The sequence below is a fragment of the Bacillus sp. PPSBB_2 genome, assembly GCF_045291115.1.
Lineage (GTDB): Bacteria > Bacillota > Bacilli > Bacillales > Bacillaceae_G > Bacillus_A > Bacillus_A cereus.
Genome location: NZ_CP147983.1, coordinates 1573028 through 1590661 on the forward strand (window position 1 = coordinate 1573028; position 17634 = coordinate 1590661).

Consider the following 17634-nt stretch of genomic DNA (forward strand, 5'->3'; position numbering starts at 1 on the left):
AGTGGTAAGGGCAAAACGTAAATTAGATCATATTGAATACGCTCTTTCTACTGGTCAGTCTCGTACGCATGGCTTTCATGATATTGATTTTGTGCATCAAAGCTTGCCAAATTCAAATTATGACACAATAACATGTGAAACAAAAATCGGCGAACTTTCACTAAGTTCGCCGATTTTTATCAATGCGATGACTGGTGGTGGAGGAGAGAAAACGTTACATATTAATGAGCAATTAGCATATGTAGCGAAACATCATAACCTTGCTATGGCTGTAGGTTCGCAAATGGCGGCGTTAAAAGATGAAAGTGAAGCTGCTTCTTATAAGGTGATTAGAAAGGTAAACCCAAATGGTATTTTCTTTGCTAATTTAGGTAGTGAGGCAACTATCGAGCAGGCAGAGCGCGCCGTTGATATGATTGAAGCGAATGCATTACAAATTCATTTAAATGTCATACAAGAGTTAACGATGCCAGAAGGAGACCGTGATTTTACTGGAGTACTTCAGCGCATTGAGAAAATTGTTTTAAATAGTAAAGTTCCTATCATTGTAAAAGAAGTTGGATTTGGGATGAGTAAGGAAACAATGCAACAGTTAGTGAACGTAGGTGTAACAGCAATTGATATTGGTGGGCAAGGTGGTACGAATTTTGCTGCTGTTGAAAACGAAAGAAGACAGCGAATGCTTTCTTATTTTAATAACTGGGGCATACAAACAGCAACCTCGATTATTGAAGCAACCTCTACAAATAATAACCTCTCTTTTATTGCATCTGGGGGTATACAAACAGCGCTTGACGTAGCGAAAGCAATCGCATTAGGGGCGAATACAACTGCGTTTGCTGGTTATTTTTTACGTATTTTAATGCAAGATGGTATCGAGAAGTTAGTAGATGAAATTGAGCTTCTACATACAGATTTGAAATTTATAATGACAGCTCTTGGTGCGAAGACGATAGAAGAGTTGCAATCTGTACCTCTTGTTGTAAAGGGTGAAACATATCATTGGTTAATGCAGCGTGGTATTGATACTGCGCATTATAGTAGGAGATAAAAAATCAACCATTCGGTTGATTTTTTTTGTTCTATTCTTTTTCGTAATATAAAGTGGAGAATGGAATTAGCATTATATAAAAATATCATTTCGTAAAAATTGTAATTGAAAAAGGGTTGAAAAATGTAGATGGTGTGTTGTCGAATTACTGGAGAGAACTTAATTTTTAATGGGAATAGGTGAAGGTAAAAAGAAGTAATGGGAGGATATAGTGCGCGAAATATTATTTCAATATAAATAGAAATCATTAAACTGATTATGTAAAAGACGGTTTCGTACAATATAGAAACCGTCTTTTTGTATTAATTAGTGCTGGTTTTGTTTTCGAGCCTGTTCTGGTGTATCAAGTCCAGTTGCACCTGGATATTGTAGTGATTGATCACGATCGGATTCAACGCGGCGTGATTCTCGTAGTTTTCGTTCTTGGCGATCTTTACCCATAATGAATAACACCTCCTTGTTAAAAGTGTTGCTGTTATAAGAAAAAACTATGCGTAAATAAAGTGGATTAACTTTCATAAAAAGTTCCCATAATGGAAAACATAGGAGGTGAAGTTGATGGATGGAAGTACTTTTTATTTTGTAGCTTGGATAGGGTGGATCATTGTAACCTTTTTTATGAAAAAGGACCCTATCCGGTGGAAGTTAGGCGCTTGTATACTGATTTTTATAATTTGCTCTCCGTTACATGTAACGATTGCCTCATTCGTGGTATCAGTAAATGCTCTTTTACTTTGTATTATTTCTTTTATAGGGATCACGCTATATTCTGTCTGGAAAAAAGTGTATAGCTTACTTTCGGCACTTATTATTGCAATGTTATATACAAGTTTTCATCTGTTAGAAATATATGATCCGATTTGGATTGTGGTGGATAGAGTGTTTCTGCTAAGTAGTGCTCTTGTGTATGCATCGGTGTTATTGCATGGGGATCGCATATTACGATTATGTTCTCTATATGTAGGGATGTTACAAGGAGAGCTGCTAGTGACATTTATTTTTAGGAAATTGAATTTTCCATATGATTACGGTAGTTTAGCATTTTTTGATATCGTCGCCATTTCTACATTATTCATGGCAATATTGTTTTGGATTGCAAAAGCATCAGTATACATGGAACGGTTTAAGAGAAAAACACGTAAAAGAAAGGCGAGGGTAATACATGACTGAATATACACCAGCCATTTTATGCGGCGTAATAGCGGGGACAGTTACAAGGGTGCTAATGCTTCGGACGGATACGCGGCAATATCCGACGAGGCTACATGGGAAAATTATTCATATTGCAATGGGGTTAATTGCAGCTGCTTTAGGAGCGATTGCAATCCCGTCTATTTTGAAAAAAGATTTTTCTGCCATTACATTTCTTACATTAGCAGCGACACAATTTCGTGATGTACGTAATATGGAAAGAAATACGCTTCAACAATTAGATGGGTATGAGCTCGTACCGCGTGGAAATACATACATTGAAGGAATTGCATTGGTTTTTGAAAGTCGCAACTATTTGGCAATGTTAACGTCGTTTGCAACGACGTTTGCGTATATAGGATTCCGTTCATGGATTGCAGGAGTAATTATGGCTATAATCGCATTTTTTATCGCGAAAAAATTAATGTCTGGTAAAAGGCTACATGATCTTGTTGAAATTGAGCACGTTCCGCTTCGTTTTGAAGGAGCAGGGCTTTATATTGACAATATTTACATTATGAATATTGGATTGCCAGCAAGACAAGAAGAAATTATGAAATATGGTATGGGTTTTATTTTAAAGCCGAAATCAATTGATGCGATGGTTACAATCTCAAATTTAGGGCAACGACAAGCTATTTTACACGATGTTTCAGTAGCGTTAGGGATTTATAGAGATTCTGGTACACCAGCGCTTGTACCGTTAGCAAAGCGTGATTTAGAGGATGGCAGGGTTGGGATTTTTGTCCTGCCGCAAGATCAAGATGCAGAGAAAGCGATAGGTGTCATAGGAAATGTACCAACGTTAGAAAGTGCTGTCCATATGTCATCGGAAGCCCCAAAAGGAAGGGGAGATAAGAGATGATGTTAGAAAGTGTTATTCTGGCAGTTATAACAACGACTCCAGAAAAATTTGCAGGTGGTGCTCCTTTATTCGTTTGCGAATCGACGGAGGAACTAGAATTTGTTGCAAATAATTTAGAAGCAATTTTAGATGGTATTGCACATCGCTTACAAGAGAATGTATATATTATTGTGAAACATTAGCAACGTGTGTTATAATGTGAGGTGTTTTGATACGTTGAGAAATATTCTGGAATGCAAATCCCTTCTTGCACAAAGAAGGGTTTTTTACATAATAAACAGAAGCAAGTTGAAAGGATGAAAGTATATGCCGAAACCAGTAATAGCGATAGTAGGTCGCCCGAACGTAGGGAAATCTACTATTTTCAATAGAATTGTTGGAGAAAGAGTTTCAATCGTAGAAGATATTCCAGGTGTAACGCGCGATCGTATTTATAGCGCTGGAGAATGGTTAAATCATGAATTTAACATTATTGATACGGGCGGAATTGATATTGGAGACGAGCCGTTTTTGACACAAATTCGTCAACAAGCTGAAGTAGCAATTGATGAAGCGGATGTTATCATTTTTATGACAAACGGTCGTGACGGTGTAACAGCAGCTGATGAAGAAGTTGCAAAAATTTTATATCGTTCAAATAAACCGGTTGTACTTGCAGTAAATAAAGTAGACAATCCGGAAATGCGCAGTGACATTTATGACTTTTATGCATTAGGATTTGGCGAACCATTCCCAATTTCAGGTACACACGGATTAGGGTTAGGTGACTTACTAGACGAAGCTGCACAACATTTTCCAAAGATTGAAGAAGACGGATATGATGAAGACACAATTCGTTTCTCTTTAATTGGACGTCCAAACGTAGGGAAATCATCACTTGTAAATGCTCTTCTTGGTCAAGAGCGTGTAATTGTTAGTAATGTAGCAGGAACAACTCGTGATGCTGTCGATACACCATATAGTAAAGATGGAAAAGATTATGTAATTATTGATACAGCTGGTATGCGTAAAAAAGGAAAAGTGTATGAAAGTACAGAAAAATATAGTGTACTTCGTGCGCTAAGAGCGATTGAACGTTCTGACGTTGTTTTAGTCGTTTTAGATGGTGAAGAAGGAATTATTGAGCAAGATAAAAAAATCGCTGGATATGCTCATGATTCAGGGCGAGCTGTTGTTATCGTTGTAAATAAATGGGATGCAGTGAAAAAAGACGAAAAAACAATGAAAGCATTTGAAGAAAATATCCGTGCTCATTTCCAATTCTTAGAATACGCACCAATTGTGTTCTTATCTGCAAAAACGAGAAAACGTACACAAACATTAATACCGGTTATCGATGAGGTAAATGAAAGTCATAGTATCCGTATTCAAACGAACGTATTAAACGATGTAATTATGGATGCGGTAGCGATGAATCCGACGCCAACTCATAATGGTAGCCGTCTGAAAATTTTCTATGCAACACAAGTTGCGGTAAAACCACCGACATTTGTTGTGTTTGTAAACGATCCAGAATTATTGCACTTCTCATATGAGCGTTTCTTAAAGAATCGCTTACGTGAATCATTTGGCTTCGTAGGAACGCCGATTCACATTATCGCTAGAGCAAGAGACTAATGGAGAGGATGTGATTTTATGACAAAAATCACAGTAGTAGGAGCAGGTAGCTGGGGAACAGCGTTAGCGATGGTATTAGCTGACAATGGACATGATGTACGTATTTGGGGAAATCGCCCAGAACTTATGGATGAAATTAATACGAAACATGAGAATAGTCGATATCTCCCAGGCATTACATTGCCAAGCACAATCGTAGCCTACTCTTCTTTAGAAGAAGCATTAGTAGATGTAAATACAGTACTGCTAGTAGTACCAACGAAAGCGTACAGAGATGTATTACAAGAGATGAAAGAAATTGTTACTGAACCAATTACTTGGATTCATGCGAGCAAAGGAATTGAACCTGGTACGTCAAAACGTATTTCGGAAGTGATTGAGGAAGAAATTCCAGAGCACTTAATTAAAGATGTTGTTGTACTGTCTGGACCGAGTCATGCTGAAGAAGTCGGTTTACGACAAGCGACAACAGTTACGTCTGCAGCAAAGCGTATGGAAGCGGCTGAGGAAGTACAAGATTTATTTATGAATAGTTATTTTCGTGTATACACAAATCCAGATATCGTTGGAGTTGAACTTGGTGGTGCGTTAAAAAATATTATCGCATTAGCTGCTGGTATAACTGATGGTCTTGGATTAGGTGATAATGCAAAGGCGGCATTGATGACACGTGGTTTAACAGAGATTGCTCGTTTAGGAAGAAAAATGGGCGGGAATCCGTTAACGTTTGCTGGTCTAACTGGTATGGGAGACTTAATTGTAACTTGTACAAGTGTTCATAGCCGAAATTGGCGCGCTGGAAATATGCTTGGAAAAGGACACTCTTTAGAAGAAGTGTTAGAAAGCATGGGTATGGTTGTGGAAGGTGTAAGAACAACGAAAGCTGCTCATGAATTGGCAGAGAAAATGGAAGTTGAAATGCCGATTACAGCTGCTTTATATGACGTGCTGTTCAATGGGAATAACGTAAAAGATGCAGTAGGCTCATTGATGGGACGTGTTCGAAAACATGAAGTGGAAGCTATACCTGATTTACTGTAAAGAAAAGCGACAGAAGTACATTTGTACTTCTGTCGCTTTTTTATTTTTTGGGTCTTTTCACCATTTTTTCATTTTTGCATAGGATGAAGAGTAACTTGAGGAGAGGGTGAAAAGAATGGATAATAATATTTTTAATAATATTGAGAAGGAAGCGAAAGTAAATAAAGAGGATATTTTTAAATTAGCATCATCCGTGCAAAATGCGAATTTACGTGATGAAACTGTACTTCGTCAATTAATTCATCAAGTGGCTCTTATGGCGGGACGTGAAGTGCCGAAAGAGCAAGAGGATCAAATTGTAAAAGCGATTATTAATAATAATATGCCAACAGATTTTGGCTCGTTAAGCAAAATGTTTAAAAAATAAATTATGAGAAACAAAGAGTTTGGAGATTGCATATGATAGCCATGAAAGAATGGGAATAGAGCTGTTTTTGGGCATATTTGGTCAACCGAAGCGAGAGATACAATCGCTTCGGTTTTATTTTTGCCTAGATTGGTGAGAAATGCTGGAAAACCTATTGATTAAAGTTACATACTCGCGATTTGTAGTAAAATGTTCTTTTTGTATTTGTTTAAAGATTTTAATTTGTTAAAATAGTATAAAAATAGATTAATAAAAAGGGGTGTGTATATGTCAGAAGGGCTTATGAAAATGTGGTTGGCTTTAGGGGCAATTGGATTTATGTTTTTTGCAGTAAGTTTTATTTTATTAAGTAGACATAGAATAAAGAATAAATTTTTGAAAGGGATTACAGCGTTAGTAGCGTACACCCTTATGATTGTGTCAGGAATTGTTATTTTTCTTGTTGTATTTAGTGGACCTGTACAGCAGTAAATGGAATGGTCTCGAAAATACTACATACGGAGCAAATTAGATTAGTATGAAAAGGTGATGCTAGTGAAAAAATTCCATATTATTTTAATATTTTGTTGTATGAGCCTTTTAACGGGGTGTCTGTATCCGAAAGAAAATATGAAGCAAAATGCGGTTCCTTATGAAGATCAGCTACAGGTTGTTCAAAAAGCTGTTGTGACATTTAAGGAGCAAAATGATGGGATATTGCCAATTAAGACGAGGGATATGAGTACACCTATTTATCAAAAGTATCCAATCGATTTTCAACAGATTGCCCCGCGTTACATACAAGAAGCGCCAGGGAATGCGTATGAAAGTGGAGGAGTATATCAATACGTATTAATAGACGTTGAAACAAATCCAACAGTAAAGTTAATTGATGTTAGGATGGCTGAACAAATTCAGGAACTATCTTTAAAGCTTAGGATGTATCGTGATGAACATCAATATCCACCTTTTAAAAAAGTAATTTCAGATGGTGTATATGAATTGGATTTCAAAAAACTAGGATATAAAGATGTGCCACAAGTGACAAGTCCATATTCTGGTAAAGGACTTCCTTTTGTAATTAATGAAAAAGGAGAAGTTTTTGTTGATTATAGAATCGACTTATATGACGCTTTGAAAAAAAATGAAGGGCAGTTTACAGAGGGAGAAGATATTCGAAATATACTTTCGAAAGGTTCCCCGTTTGTACCAGCTTATTCTTTACCGTACACAGTAAAGGACGGAGAACCAATTTTTTTAAAATGATAAGTCATGAACCTTTCTTTTAGTGAATAAGTTCTAGAAGAAAGGTTTTTTATGTTATACAACTTACGATGCAAACAAAAGATATTTTTTAATAGTCATATGAAATTGGACAAAATTATATGATATATTGTCCGAACTTCTAGAATACCATTATATTATATCAGATATTATAGGCAACGTTAGAGAAGGTATTAGTTGACTATAAACGCGGAATTATTCCCAAAAATTTTGAGGGAGGGAATCACTTGGAAAAGGTAGATATTTTTAAAGATATTGCAGAACGAACAGGCGGTGATATTTATTTTGGAGTTGTAGGAGCTGTTCGAACAGGGAAATCAACATTCATTAAAAAATTTATGGAACTTGTAGTTATTCCAAATATTGAGAATGAGTCTGACCGTCAAAGAGCGCAGGATGAATTGCCTCAAAGTGCTGCTGGTCGTACAATTATGACGACGGAACCGAAGTTTGTTCCAAACCAAGCGGTTTCTATCGAAGTAGATGAAGGACTTGAAGTGAATATTCGATTAGTAGATTGTGTTGGATATACGGTTCCTGGAGCGAAGGGCTATGAAGATGAGAATGGCCCGCGTATGATTAATACCCCTTGGTATGAAGAACCTATTCCATTCCATGAAGCTGCAGAAATCGGCACGCGTAAAGTAATTCAAGAACATTCAACAATTGGTGTTGTAATTACAACAGATGGAACAATTGGTGAAATTCCAAGAAGAGATTATATAGAGGCAGAAGAACGCGTTGTAAATGAGTTGAAAGAAGTAGGAAAACCTTTCATTATGATAATTAATACGGTACAGCCGTATCATCCAGATACAGAGCAATTACGCCAAAGTTTATCAGAAGAATATGATATCCCGGTTATTGCAATGAGTGTGGAGAGTTTAAGAGAAACAGATGTATATAATGTACTTCGTGAAGCGCTATTTGAATTCCCTGTATTAGAAGTGAATGTGAACCTTCCGAGTTGGGTAATGGTGCTAAATGAAGGGCATTGGTTGCGTCAAAGTTATCAAGAAGCAGTTCAAGAAACTGTGAAGGATATAAAACGTCTTCGTGATGTGGATCGCGTTGTTTGGCAGTTTAGTCAATATGAATTTATTGATCGAGCGAGCCTAGCTGGCATTGATATGGGGCAAGGTGTGGCGGAGATTGATTTATATGCGCCAGATGAATTATATGATCAGATTTTAAAAGAAGTAGTAGGAGTAGAAATTCGAGGGAAAGATCATTTATTAAAGCTTATGCTCGATTTATCTCATGCGAAAATAGAGTACGATCAAGTGGCGGATGCACTGCGTATGGTTAAGCAAACAGGATATGGTGTAGCAGCACCTGCATTAGCGGATATGAGCTTAGATGAGCCAGAAATTATTCGTCACGGTTCAAGGTTTGGTGTGAAGTTAAAAGCGTTAGCGCCATCTATTCATATGATTAAAGTAGATGTAGAGTCAACGTTTGAGCCGATTATTGGTACTGAAAAGCAAAGTGAAGAATTAGTTCGTTATTTAATGCAAGATTTTGAAGATGACCCGTTATCAATTTGGAATTCTGATATATTTGGACGTTCACTTAGCTCGATTGTTCGAGAAGGAATTCAGGCGAAATTATCTTTAATGCCAGAAAATGCTAGATATAAATTAAAAGAAACGCTAGAAAGAATTATTAATGAAGGATCTGGCGGATTAATTGCGATTATACTATAAGAAAAAATCCCTCTCATTGTAGAGGGATTTTTTGTTTTTTTTTATTATAAAATAGAAAAATAAACAGTCATTATCTAATACATTGTTGTAAATTGTCAAGTTTCATCAGATTTTCACATTTTAAGAGTAACAATTTCCTTAAAAATATTGAATTATAAAGGAGAATCGTATAATATAGGCGTTGATAATGATTTATCTACATCTTTGTAGTATAGAATTTGCAAAAATTGCCTACAAATGAAAGTAAGACTCATTTTATGATCATTATACAGTCTTATCTTTGGGAGGAGGTGAATGGCATGAACAAGACAGATTTAATCAATGCTGTTGCAGAAGCAAGTTCCCTTTCTAAAAAGGACGCAACAAAAGCAGTAGACGCTGTTTTTGATTCTATCTTAGAAGCTTTAAAACAAGGTGATAAAGTACAACTGATCGGATTCGGTAACTTCGAAGTTCGTGAGCGTGCGGCTCGTAAAGGTCGTAACCCACAAACAGGTGAGGAGATTGAAATCGCTGCAAGTAAAGTACCTGCATTCAAACCTGGTAAAGCGTTAAAAGATGCGGTTAAATAATCCTTACATATTAACAGGGAAGAAGAGTTTCCTTTTTGGGAACTCTTCTTTTTGCTTTTAAAAACATAAATATGCTAGAATGTGTTCGTATCACTTTTAGGTTTTCGGGAGGGCTAGCGGATGGCAAAAGTTAATTTAGAACAAATTGAACATGCAGTACGCCTTATTTTAGAGGCGATTGGGGATGACCCAAATCGTGAGGGAGTACTTGATACACCAAAGCGTGTTGCAAAAATGTACGCAGAAGTGTTCTCAGGTATGCATGAAGATCCGAAAGAGCATTTGCATAAAGTATTCGGAGAAGATCACGAAGAGCTTGTACTAGTAAAAGATATACCATTTTATTCGATGTGTGAGCATCATTTAGTACCATTCTATGGAGTTGCTCACGTTGCATATATTCCGCAAGGTGGAAAGGTAACAGGGTTAAGTAAATTAGCTCGTACCGTAGATACAATTGCACGTCGCCCACAACTGCAAGAACGTATTACATCAACAGTAGCGAACTCTATTATGGAAGTACTAGAGCCTCATGGTGTAATGGTAGTAGTAGAAGCAGAACATATGTGTATGACGATGCGTGGTGTGAAAAAACCAGGTGCGAAAACAGTAACGACAGCAGTGCGTGGTGTGCTTGAAAATGATGCTGCAGCGCGCAGTGAAATTTTATCGTTTATTAAAACGAAGTAAAGAAAAGCGGGAAACTGCTTTTCTTTTTTTTTTTAGTAAATAAATGATATAGTTTTAACTAGACAGAGTGAGATTAGAAAGATTGCTTACATGAATGGTAGGTGTAGCCAAGTTTTGGTTATAGAAAATAGAGTGTATGTGTTATAATAAGTTTTATGAATTAGAAAACAAGGGTGATTTTTTGTGTGTGACATCTACGGAGGGTATGCGGGTATAAAAGAAAAATTGATGGAGAAATTACGCCATCCTTATTTTATAAACTATATTGAAGAACCATTTATTGATGAAGAAAAGATAGCATTGTTATATGGTGCTTTAAAGAGTGCAAACTTACATATAGAACAAATTGAGCATTACGTAGTAACAATTATGCTTGTACAAATTGCGCTTGATACGCATGAAAGGGTATCAAATAAAGCAGGCGAGGAAGAGATTGGATTCCATAAATGTCGTCAATTAACAGTACTTGCAGGCGATTACTATAGTGGACTATATTATTATTTATTGTCTATGAATCGTGATATTGTTTTAATTCGTGCACTTGCTGAAGGAATTAAAGAGATAAATGAACACAAAATTATGTTATACCAAAAAGCGCATGAAACGACGGATGACATAATGAAAAGCATAGTAACGATTGAGTCTGCGCTCCTTCAAAAAACATGTGATCATTTTCAGTTATCACATTGGAAGCCATTTATCACATACGTATTAGGTGGAAATCGCCTTCAAAAAGAAATTCAATTGTATGCTGATAAGCAACATTCACCTGTTTTTCAAGCTATGCAAGATGCTTTAGGGGATAAAGCAGAAGTAGTGATTAATGGTTGGATGAAGGAATTGAGAAAGAAAGAAAAACAATTTTTAGAAAATCACACAGACATAAATGAAATAAATTCTGTGTTAAGGAATAAATAGAAGACATAAGCAATTTTACATTGGAAGAAGGTACGAGCATGCAACAATCAAAAGAAGAAAGAGTACATGACGTATTTGAAAAGATTTCTGATAAATACGATGTGATGAATTCTGTAATTAGTTTTCAAAGACATAAAGCGTGGCGGAAAGAAACGATGCGAATTATGGATGTACAACCAGGCAGTCAAGCGCTTGATGTATGCTGTGGAACCGCAGATTGGACAATTGCGCTAGCTGGAGCCGTAGGTGAGCAAGGAAAGGTTGTTGGCTTAGACTTCAGTGAAAATATGTTATCTGTCGGTAAGCAAAAGGTAGAGGCGTTACAATTAAAACAAGTAGAACTTCTACATGGGAATGCAATGGAACTTCCGTTTGAAGATAATACGTTTGATTATGTGACGATTGGGTTTGGTTTACGTAACGTACCGGATTATATGCACGTATTAAAAGAAATGACGCGTGTAGTAAAACCAGGTGGAAAAGTAATCTGTTTAGAAACATCTCAACCAACAATGATTGGTTTTCGACAAGGGTATATTTTATACTTTAAATATATCATGCCATTATTTGGAAAGGTGTTTGCGAAAAGTTATAAAGAATATTCATGGCTTCAAGAATCTGCTAGTACGTTCCCAGGGATGAAAGAATTGGCTCAAATGTTTGAGCAAGCTGGACTTGAACGTGTGCAAGTGAAACCATTTACTTTTGGGGTAGCAGCAATGCATTTAGGTATTAAACCAGAATCAAAATAGAAAAAAGAAGTTTTAGGTTAAGGTGAACAATATGAAGTTACAACTTATGTACTCTTTTTTACGATCGGATATTAATGTGATAGAAAAAGAATTAAAAAAGACAGTCGCTTCTGAACAGCCATTAGTAGAAGAGGCAGCATTACAGCTGATTGAAGCTGGTGGGAAACGAATTCGTCCTGTATTTGTGTTGCTTGCAGGGAAATTTGGAGATTATAAGTTAGATGCGATTAAGCATGTTGCTGTTGCGTTAGAACTTATTCATATGGCTTCTCTTGTTCACGATGATGTTATTGATGCTGCATTTTTACGACGCGGCAGTGCGACTGTGAATGCGAAATGGGGAGATCGTATTGCGATGTATACAGGGGACTATCTGTTCGCTAAGTCTCTTGAATGTATAACCAATATCGAAATTCCAGAGGCACATCAAGCGTTATCACATACTATTTTAGAAGTCTGTAAAGGTGAAATTGAACAAATTAAAGATAAATACAATTATGACCAAAATTTAAGAACGTATTTAAGAAGAATAAAGCGAAAAACAGCATTATTAATTGCCGCGAGTTGTCAATTGGGAGCGATTGCTGCTGGTGCTAATCGTGATACGGTAAATCGTCTATTTTGGTATGGGTATTTTGTAGGAATGTCTTATCAAATTATTGATGACATTTTAGACTTCGTTTCTACAGAAGAGAAACTTGGAAAACCTGCTGGTGGAGATTTACTACAAGGGAATATTACACTTCCTGCTTTATATGCGATGGAAGATCCCGTACTTCGTCAGAAAATCACATCTGTACATGAAAATTCAACAGCAAGTGAAATGCAAGAAATTATTGATGCTGTAAAAAATAGTACAGCAATTGATCAAGCATTTGCGTTTAGTGAACGTTATTTACATAAAGCTTTAGAAATAATAAAACCACTCCCACGTGGAAAAGCAAAGTACGCATTACAAAATGTTGCAAAGTATATTGGAAAACGAAAATTTTAAGGTTTATTCTAAAAAATAAAATAATCTCTCTATTTCAAAACTATTGCACAATTGTGATAAGGGTGATAATATGTGTGTGGGGATATACAATTACATACATAATTCAGAAGTGGAGAGATTTTTTATGGAAAAAACATTTCTAATGGTAAAACCAGACGGTGTACAACGTGCCTTCATTGGGGAAATTGTAGCTCGTTTTGAGAAAAAAGGCTTTCAATTAGTTGGTGCAAAATTAATGCAAGTCACTCCAGAAATTGCTGGACAACACTACGCTGAGCATAAGGAAAAACCTTTCTTTGGTGAGTTAGTAGACTTTATTACATCTGGACCTGTATTCGCAATGGTATGGCAAGGTGAAGGTGTAGTAGATACAGCTCGTAACATGATGGGGAAAACAAGACCACATGAAGCAGCTCCTGGAACAATTCGTGGAGATTTCGGTGTAACTGTTGCGAAAAACATTATCCATGGTTCTGATTCTTTAGAAAGCGCAGAGCGCGAGATTGCTATTTTCTTTAAAGAAGAAGAATTAGTTGACTACTCAAAATTAATGAATGAATGGATTTACTAATTATTTTGAAATAATTTGTAAACGCTTTAATCACTGTGATAATAGTAAAAAGTGCAAGGAGAATAGGGGTATTCTTCTTGCACTTTTTTTATTTTCAGTTAGTTACGAAGTTTGAACTGTTATGATATATTGATATTTAAATTAGGACTATCGGAAATATAGAATAAGAAAATGGTCGATTTATGATATAATTTCTTTAATATTTTTAGAATGATAAAAGTTAATATAGTGAGATAAATACATATACGAAAAGAGGAATAACGTATGCGATATATTACAGCTGGTGAATCTCATGGTCCACAACTTACAACGATTATAGAAGGTGTTCCGGCAGGATTGTCTTTAGTAGCAGATGATATAAACGAAGAGTTAGCTAGAAGGAAAAAGGGATATGGGCGCGGTAGACGCATGCAAATTGAAACGGATCAAGTGCAAATTTTAAGTGGTGTTAGACATGGAGAAACATTAGGTTCCCCTATTGCACTTGTTGTTGAAAATCGTGATTTTGCACACTGGACAAAAATTATGGGGGCGGAGCCTTTAACTGAGCAAGAAGAAAAAGAGATGAAAAGGAAAGTGACAAAACCAAGGCCTGGGCATGCTGATTTAAATGGTGCGATTAAATATGGTCATAGAGATATGAGGAATGTACTGGAACGTTCGTCAGCGCGCGAAACGACGGTGCGTGTTGCTGCTGGTGCGGTTGCTAAAAAGGTGTTAGCAGAACTTGGTATTAAAGTAGCGGGCCATGTAATTGAAATTGGCGGTGTACAAGCTAAGGAGATTACGTATAGTTCAATTGAAGAATTAAAGAGTATTACCGAAGCATCTCCTGTACGTTGCTTAGATGACGAAGCTGGTAACCAAATGATGAAAGCGATTGATGATGCGAAAGCAAATGGTGATTCAATTGGTGGAATCGTTGAAGTAATTGTGGAAGGGATGCCAATTGGAGTAGGTAGCTACGTGCATTATGATCGAAAACTGGATGCGAAATTAGCAGCTGCAATTATGAGTATTAATGCTTTTAAAGGTGTCGAGATTGGAATTGGTTTTGAAGCAGCGCATAGACCAGGAAGTGAAGTTCATGATGAAATTCTGTGGAATGAGGAGCATGGATATACACGAAGAACAAATAATGCAGGGGGATTAGAAGGCGGTATGACGACTGGAATGCCAATTGTTGTGCGCGGTGTGATGAAACCGATACCTACACTTTATAAACCTCTTCAAAGTGTAGATATTGATACGAAAGAGCCTTTTACAGCGAGCATTGAACGTTCAGATAGTTGTGCAGTGCCAGCAGCTAGTGTCGTTGCAGAAGCGGTTGTGGCTTGGGAATTAGCGACAGCTTTAATAGAACAATTCGGATTAGATCGTATGGAACTAATTCGTGAAAATATTGAGAAACATAATGAATATGCGAGGGGATTTTAATGGGAAACATACATATTCAAACGAAATCAAAAGAATATGATGTACATGTTGGTAAAGAAGTGTTGTCAAACTTAACAACGATCGTTCAAAATATGCAGCCAGCGGTATCTAACGTAATGATTATTTCAGATGAAGCTGTTGCATCACTACATTTACAGACAGTTATCGATGCATTACAAGTAGAGCAGCACGTGTTTTCGTTTGTTGTACCAAGTGGCGAAAAAGAGAAGTCTTTCGAAAATTTCTATGCGGCTCATACGTCAGCTCTTGAAAATAAATTAGATAGAAATTCTTTAATTCTTGCACTTGGAGGCGGAATGATTGGAGATTTAGCTGGTTTTGTTGCTGCATCGTTTATGCGTGGTATTCGCTTTGTGCAGGTTCCGACAACTTTATTAGCGCACGATAGCGCAGTGGGTGGGAAAGTAGCGATTAACCATCCGTTAGGTAAAAATATGATTGGTGCATTCCATCAGCCAGAAGCAGTTGTATATCATACACCTTTTTTACAGTCTCTTCCTGAAAAAGAGTGGCGTTCAGGTTATGCAGAGGTGATAAAGCATGCTCTTATCGGTGATGTGGAGCTATACCATTGGTTAAAAGAAGAAGTGCAAACATTAGCGGATCTTCATGATGAGAAGTTAATCCATATATTAACGAAGGCGATTCCTGTAAAGGCAAATGTTGTGTCACAAGATGAAACAGAGAAGGGTGTACGTGCTCATTTGAATTTTGGACATACGTTAGGACATGCTCTTGAAAAAGAGCTAGGGTATGGAAATATTACTCACGGTGACGGTGTAGCGGTTGGAATGTTATTCGCCATATTTTTAAGTGAGCAAGTGTACAAGGTTGATCTTGCTTATGAAGATATGAAGCAGTGGTTCTTGAAATACGGCTATCCAAAAATGCCAAGCGATTTGAATGTAGAGCGCCTCGTTCAATTGATGAAACAAGATAAGAAAGCAAATGCAGGAGCAATTCATATGGTGCTTATGCAGGAATATGGGGTAGTGAATGTCGTATCTATTTCAGATGAGACTGTTCATATTGCGTTAGAGGCATTTCAAAAAGATATGGTTTAAAATGATAGCGAAGTGCTGTGAAGTGCTCATTTAGAGGTATTCTCGTAATAGTGATGGTTATGACAAAAGATTACAGTAAGGGGCTATAACCGTATTGTAATCAAATTGAATGAAATGACTGGGGGAAGAAAAATGAGAGTGAAAGAGCAATTGTTAACTTTGAGAGCGTATGTGCCTGGGAAAAACATTGAAGAAGTAAAAAGAGAATATGGTTTATCAAAAATTGTGAAATTAGCATCCAATGAAAATCCATTCGGTTGCTCAGCACGTGTGACAGAAGCATTAACTTCTTTAGCGAGCCAATATGCCCTTTATCCAGATGGATATGCCTTTGAACTTCGGACAAAAGTAGCGGAACATTTAGGTGTAAAAGCAGAACAACTACTATTTGGTAGTGGATTAGATGAAGTCATTCAAATGATTAGCCGAGCGTTACTACATGAAGGAACAAACGTTGTAATGGCGAATCCTACGTTTTCACAATATCATCACCATGCTGTTATTGAAGGAGCAGAAGTTCGTGAAGTATCACTTAAAGATGGTATTCACGATTTAGATGCAATGCTAGAGCAAGTAGATGAGAAAACGAAAATTGTATGGATTTGTAATCCGAATAATCCAACAGGTACATATGTTGAGAAACAAAAATTACTTTCATTTTTAGAATCAGTTCCTAAGTCGGCTCTCGTTATTATGGACGAAGCATATTATGAATACGCGGAAGCAGAAGACTATCCGCAAACATTACCACTTCTTGAAAAGTATGAAAATCTTATGGTTTTACGCACGTTTTCAAAAGCATATGGTTTAGCTGCTTTTCGTATCGGATATGCGATTGGGGATGCGAAGTTAATCGGACAGCTAGAAGTAGCTAGGTTACCATTCAATACATCAACTGTAGCCCAATCTGTAGCACTCGCTGCATTAGAAGATCAAGCCTTTTTACAAGATTGTGTGCAAAAGAATGCTGAAGGTTTAAATCAGTATTATGCATTTTGTAAAGAATATAACGTATTCTATTATCCATCTCAAACAAATTTCATTTTCTTAAAACTCGGTATACCAGGTAATGAAGCTTTCGAACGATTAATGAAAAAAGGATATATCGTTCGTTCTGGTGCTGCATTTGGTATCGATGATGGTATTCGTATTACTATCGGTTTGAAGGAAGAAAATGATGAAATTATAGAGTTACTGAAAGAGCTTGTAAATGAGCAAGTACAGAAAGAAGAAACATATTCTTAAGAGATTGTGAAGGCTCCTATTATAGGAGCCTTTTTTATCGCATTCAAAATAAAGGTTGAAGACTGCTAATTAAGTTATTCTGTAAACCACGGTTTGTATGGCTTGATAATTAGTGAGAGAAGTTATTTGCACGGTCATAAAAGAAAGCGGTACAATAGAAGATGATGATAAGGTATCGGTGTCATATCCGAACCTTTTGAACAATTAACTACTCTGTAGGAAGAAGTATAAGAAGAAGCATGCTCATTCTAAAGGTTGCGTTCTAACAG

The 17634-nt window shown here is 36.7% G+C and carries 20 protein-coding genes; 19 read left to right on the top strand and 1 reads right to left on the bottom strand.

From position 1 onward, the window contains the following. Nucleotide 1 precedes the first annotated feature (1 nt). Nucleotides 2-1051, top strand: a complete 1050-nt coding sequence (locus V6946_RS07930) for a type 2 isopentenyl-diphosphate Delta-isomerase (RefSeq protein ID WP_000251036.1) — start codon at nucleotides 2-4, stop codon at nucleotides 1049-1051. A gap of 306 nt (nucleotides 1052-1357) precedes the next feature. On the opposite strand, the gene V6946_RS07935 is transcribed toward V6946_RS07930, so the two are convergent. Further along, entirely contained in the window at nucleotides 1358-1492 is a 135-nt protein-coding gene (locus V6946_RS07935; RefSeq protein WP_000513900.1) for a YpzI family protein, read from the bottom strand. A gap of 117 nt (nucleotides 1493-1609) precedes the next feature. Between V6946_RS07935 and V6946_RS07940 the strand changes: the two genes are divergently transcribed. From V6946_RS07940 to hisC, 18 genes are all read left to right on the top strand, one after another. Further along, nucleotides 1610-2221 carry a hypothetical protein gene (locus tag V6946_RS07940; RefSeq protein WP_006924441.1) on the top strand — a complete coding sequence of 204 codons (612 nt, stop codon included), beginning with the start codon at nucleotides 1610-1612 and terminating at the stop codon, nucleotides 2219-2221. After that, nucleotides 2214-3107 (top strand): YIEGIA family protein, encoded by an 894-nt coding sequence (locus V6946_RS07945; RefSeq protein WP_000141596.1) that lies wholly within the window; start codon nucleotides 2214-2216, stop codon nucleotides 3105-3107. The genes V6946_RS07940 and V6946_RS07945 overlap by 8 nt, the downstream gene beginning before the upstream one ends. Next, nucleotides 3104-3289 carry a capping complex subunit for YIEGIA gene (locus tag V6946_RS07950; RefSeq protein ID WP_000979059.1) on the top strand — a complete coding sequence of 62 codons (186 nt, stop codon included), beginning with the start codon at nucleotides 3104-3106 and terminating at the stop codon, nucleotides 3287-3289. The genes V6946_RS07945 and V6946_RS07950 overlap by 4 nt, the downstream gene beginning before the upstream one ends. Before the next feature lie 124 nt (nucleotides 3290-3413). After that, nucleotides 3414-4724, top strand: a complete 1311-nt coding sequence (engA, locus tag V6946_RS07955) for a ribosome-associated GTPase EngA (RefSeq protein ID WP_001125893.1) — start codon at nucleotides 3414-3416, stop codon at nucleotides 4722-4724. 18 nt (nucleotides 4725-4742) lie between these two features. Further along, a complete protein-coding gene (locus V6946_RS07960; RefSeq protein WP_000161763.1) occupies nucleotides 4743-5765 on the top strand; it encodes an NAD(P)H-dependent glycerol-3-phosphate dehydrogenase in 1023 nt (340 codons plus the stop codon). Nucleotides 5766-5880: 115 nt separating this feature from the next. After that, entirely contained in the window at nucleotides 5881-6132 is a 252-nt protein-coding gene (locus tag V6946_RS07965; protein WP_000369754.1) for a stage VI sporulation protein F, read from the top strand. Between the two features lie 267 nt (nucleotides 6133-6399). After that, nucleotides 6400-6603, top strand: a complete 204-nt coding sequence (locus tag V6946_RS07970; RefSeq protein WP_001289008.1) for a DUF2768 domain-containing protein — start codon at nucleotides 6400-6402, stop codon at nucleotides 6601-6603. A gap of 63 nt (nucleotides 6604-6666) precedes the next feature. Beyond that, nucleotides 6667-7377, top strand: coding sequence for a hypothetical protein (locus tag V6946_RS07975; protein ID WP_000713407.1), 711 nt, complete (start codon nucleotides 6667-6669; stop codon nucleotides 7375-7377). A gap of 245 nt (nucleotides 7378-7622) precedes the next feature. Then, nucleotides 7623-9101 (top strand): stage IV sporulation protein A, encoded by a 1479-nt coding sequence (gene spoIVA / locus V6946_RS07980; protein ID WP_366981532.1) that lies wholly within the window; start codon nucleotides 7623-7625, stop codon nucleotides 9099-9101. Nucleotides 9102-9400: 299 nt separating this feature from the next. Continuing rightward, complete coding sequence (locus V6946_RS07985; protein WP_001043860.1) at nucleotides 9401-9673, top strand: HU family DNA-binding protein; 273 nt, start codon at nucleotides 9401-9403, stop codon at nucleotides 9671-9673. Between the two features lie 120 nt (nucleotides 9674-9793). Beyond that, nucleotides 9794-10363: a GTP cyclohydrolase I FolE gene (gene folE / locus V6946_RS07990; protein WP_001151482.1), complete on the top strand. Its 570-nt coding sequence runs from the start codon at nucleotides 9794-9796 to the stop codon at nucleotides 10361-10363. 183 nt (nucleotides 10364-10546) lie between these two features. Next, nucleotides 10547-11281: a heptaprenyl diphosphate synthase component 1 gene (locus tag V6946_RS07995; RefSeq protein WP_000332854.1), complete on the top strand. Its 735-nt coding sequence runs from the start codon at nucleotides 10547-10549 to the stop codon at nucleotides 11279-11281. Between the two features lie 38 nt (nucleotides 11282-11319). Next, on the top strand, nucleotides 11320-12033 hold the full coding sequence (gene menG / locus V6946_RS08000) for a 2-heptaprenyl-1,4-naphthoquinone methyltransferase (protein WP_098529081.1): 714 nt from the start codon (nucleotides 11320-11322) through the stop codon (nucleotides 12031-12033). Nucleotides 12034-12064: 31 nt separating this feature from the next. Beyond that, on the top strand, nucleotides 12065-13027 hold the full coding sequence (gene hepT / locus V6946_RS08005; protein ID WP_000776077.1) for a heptaprenyl diphosphate synthase component II: 963 nt from the start codon (nucleotides 12065-12067) through the stop codon (nucleotides 13025-13027). A gap of 124 nt (nucleotides 13028-13151) precedes the next feature. Then, nucleotides 13152-13598, top strand: coding sequence for a nucleoside-diphosphate kinase (ndk, locus tag V6946_RS08010; RefSeq protein WP_000415883.1), 447 nt, complete (start codon nucleotides 13152-13154; stop codon nucleotides 13596-13598). Between the two features lie 264 nt (nucleotides 13599-13862). Continuing rightward, nucleotides 13863-15035, top strand: a complete 1173-nt coding sequence (gene aroC, locus V6946_RS08015; RefSeq protein WP_006924423.1) for a chorismate synthase — start codon at nucleotides 13863-13865, stop codon at nucleotides 15033-15035. Beyond that, entirely contained in the window at nucleotides 15035-16120 is a 1086-nt protein-coding gene (gene aroB / locus V6946_RS08020; RefSeq protein WP_000526821.1) for a 3-dehydroquinate synthase, read from the top strand. Before aroC ends, aroB begins: the two co-directional genes overlap by 1 nt. A 132-nt stretch (nucleotides 16121-16252) precedes the next feature. Beyond that, the gene (hisC, locus tag V6946_RS08025) at nucleotides 16253-17365 is read left to right on the top strand and encodes a histidinol-phosphate transaminase (protein ID WP_006924421.1); all 1113 of its coding nucleotides are present in this window, start codon (nucleotides 16253-16255) and stop codon (nucleotides 17363-17365) included. The last annotated feature ends 269 nt before the right edge of the window (nucleotides 17366-17634 follow it).

Excerpts from the sequence above, each read along its gene's own strand:
- V6946_RS07935 (WP_000513900.1), bottom strand. The coding sequence starts at position 1,492 with ATGGGTAAAGATCGCCAAGAACGAAAACTACGAGAATCACGCCGCGTT.
- V6946_RS07940 (WP_006924441.1), top strand. The coding sequence starts at position 1,610 with ATGGATGGAAGTACTTTTTATTTTGTAGCTTGGATAGGGTGGATCATT.
- V6946_RS07945 (WP_000141596.1), top strand. The coding sequence starts at position 2,214 with ATGACTGAATATACACCAGCCATTTTATGCGGCGTAATAGCGGGGACA.
- V6946_RS07950 (WP_000979059.1), top strand. The coding sequence starts at position 3,104 with ATGATGTTAGAAAGTGTTATTCTGGCAGTTATAACAACGACTCCAGAA.
- engA (WP_001125893.1), top strand. The coding sequence starts at position 3,414 with ATGCCGAAACCAGTAATAGCGATAGTAGGTCGCCCGAACGTAGGGAAA.
- V6946_RS07960 (WP_000161763.1), top strand. The coding sequence starts at position 4,743 with ATGACAAAAATCACAGTAGTAGGAGCAGGTAGCTGGGGAACAGCGTTA.
- V6946_RS07965 (WP_000369754.1), top strand. The coding sequence starts at position 5,881 with ATGGATAATAATATTTTTAATAATATTGAGAAGGAAGCGAAAGTAAAT.
- V6946_RS07970 (WP_001289008.1), top strand. The coding sequence starts at position 6,400 with ATGTCAGAAGGGCTTATGAAAATGTGGTTGGCTTTAGGGGCAATTGGA.
- V6946_RS07985 (WP_001043860.1), top strand. The coding sequence starts at position 9,401 with ATGAACAAGACAGATTTAATCAATGCTGTTGCAGAAGCAAGTTCCCTT.
- folE (WP_001151482.1), top strand. The coding sequence starts at position 9,794 with ATGGCAAAAGTTAATTTAGAACAAATTGAACATGCAGTACGCCTTATT.
- menG (WP_098529081.1), top strand. The coding sequence starts at position 11,320 with ATGCAACAATCAAAAGAAGAAAGAGTACATGACGTATTTGAAAAGATT.
- hepT (WP_000776077.1), top strand. The coding sequence starts at position 12,065 with ATGAAGTTACAACTTATGTACTCTTTTTTACGATCGGATATTAATGTG.
- ndk (WP_000415883.1), top strand. The coding sequence starts at position 13,152 with ATGGAAAAAACATTTCTAATGGTAAAACCAGACGGTGTACAACGTGCC.
- aroC (WP_006924423.1), top strand. The coding sequence starts at position 13,863 with ATGCGATATATTACAGCTGGTGAATCTCATGGTCCACAACTTACAACG.
- aroB (WP_000526821.1), top strand. The coding sequence starts at position 15,035 with ATGGGAAACATACATATTCAAACGAAATCAAAAGAATATGATGTACAT.
- hisC (WP_006924421.1), top strand. The coding sequence starts at position 16,253 with ATGAGAGTGAAAGAGCAATTGTTAACTTTGAGAGCGTATGTGCCTGGG.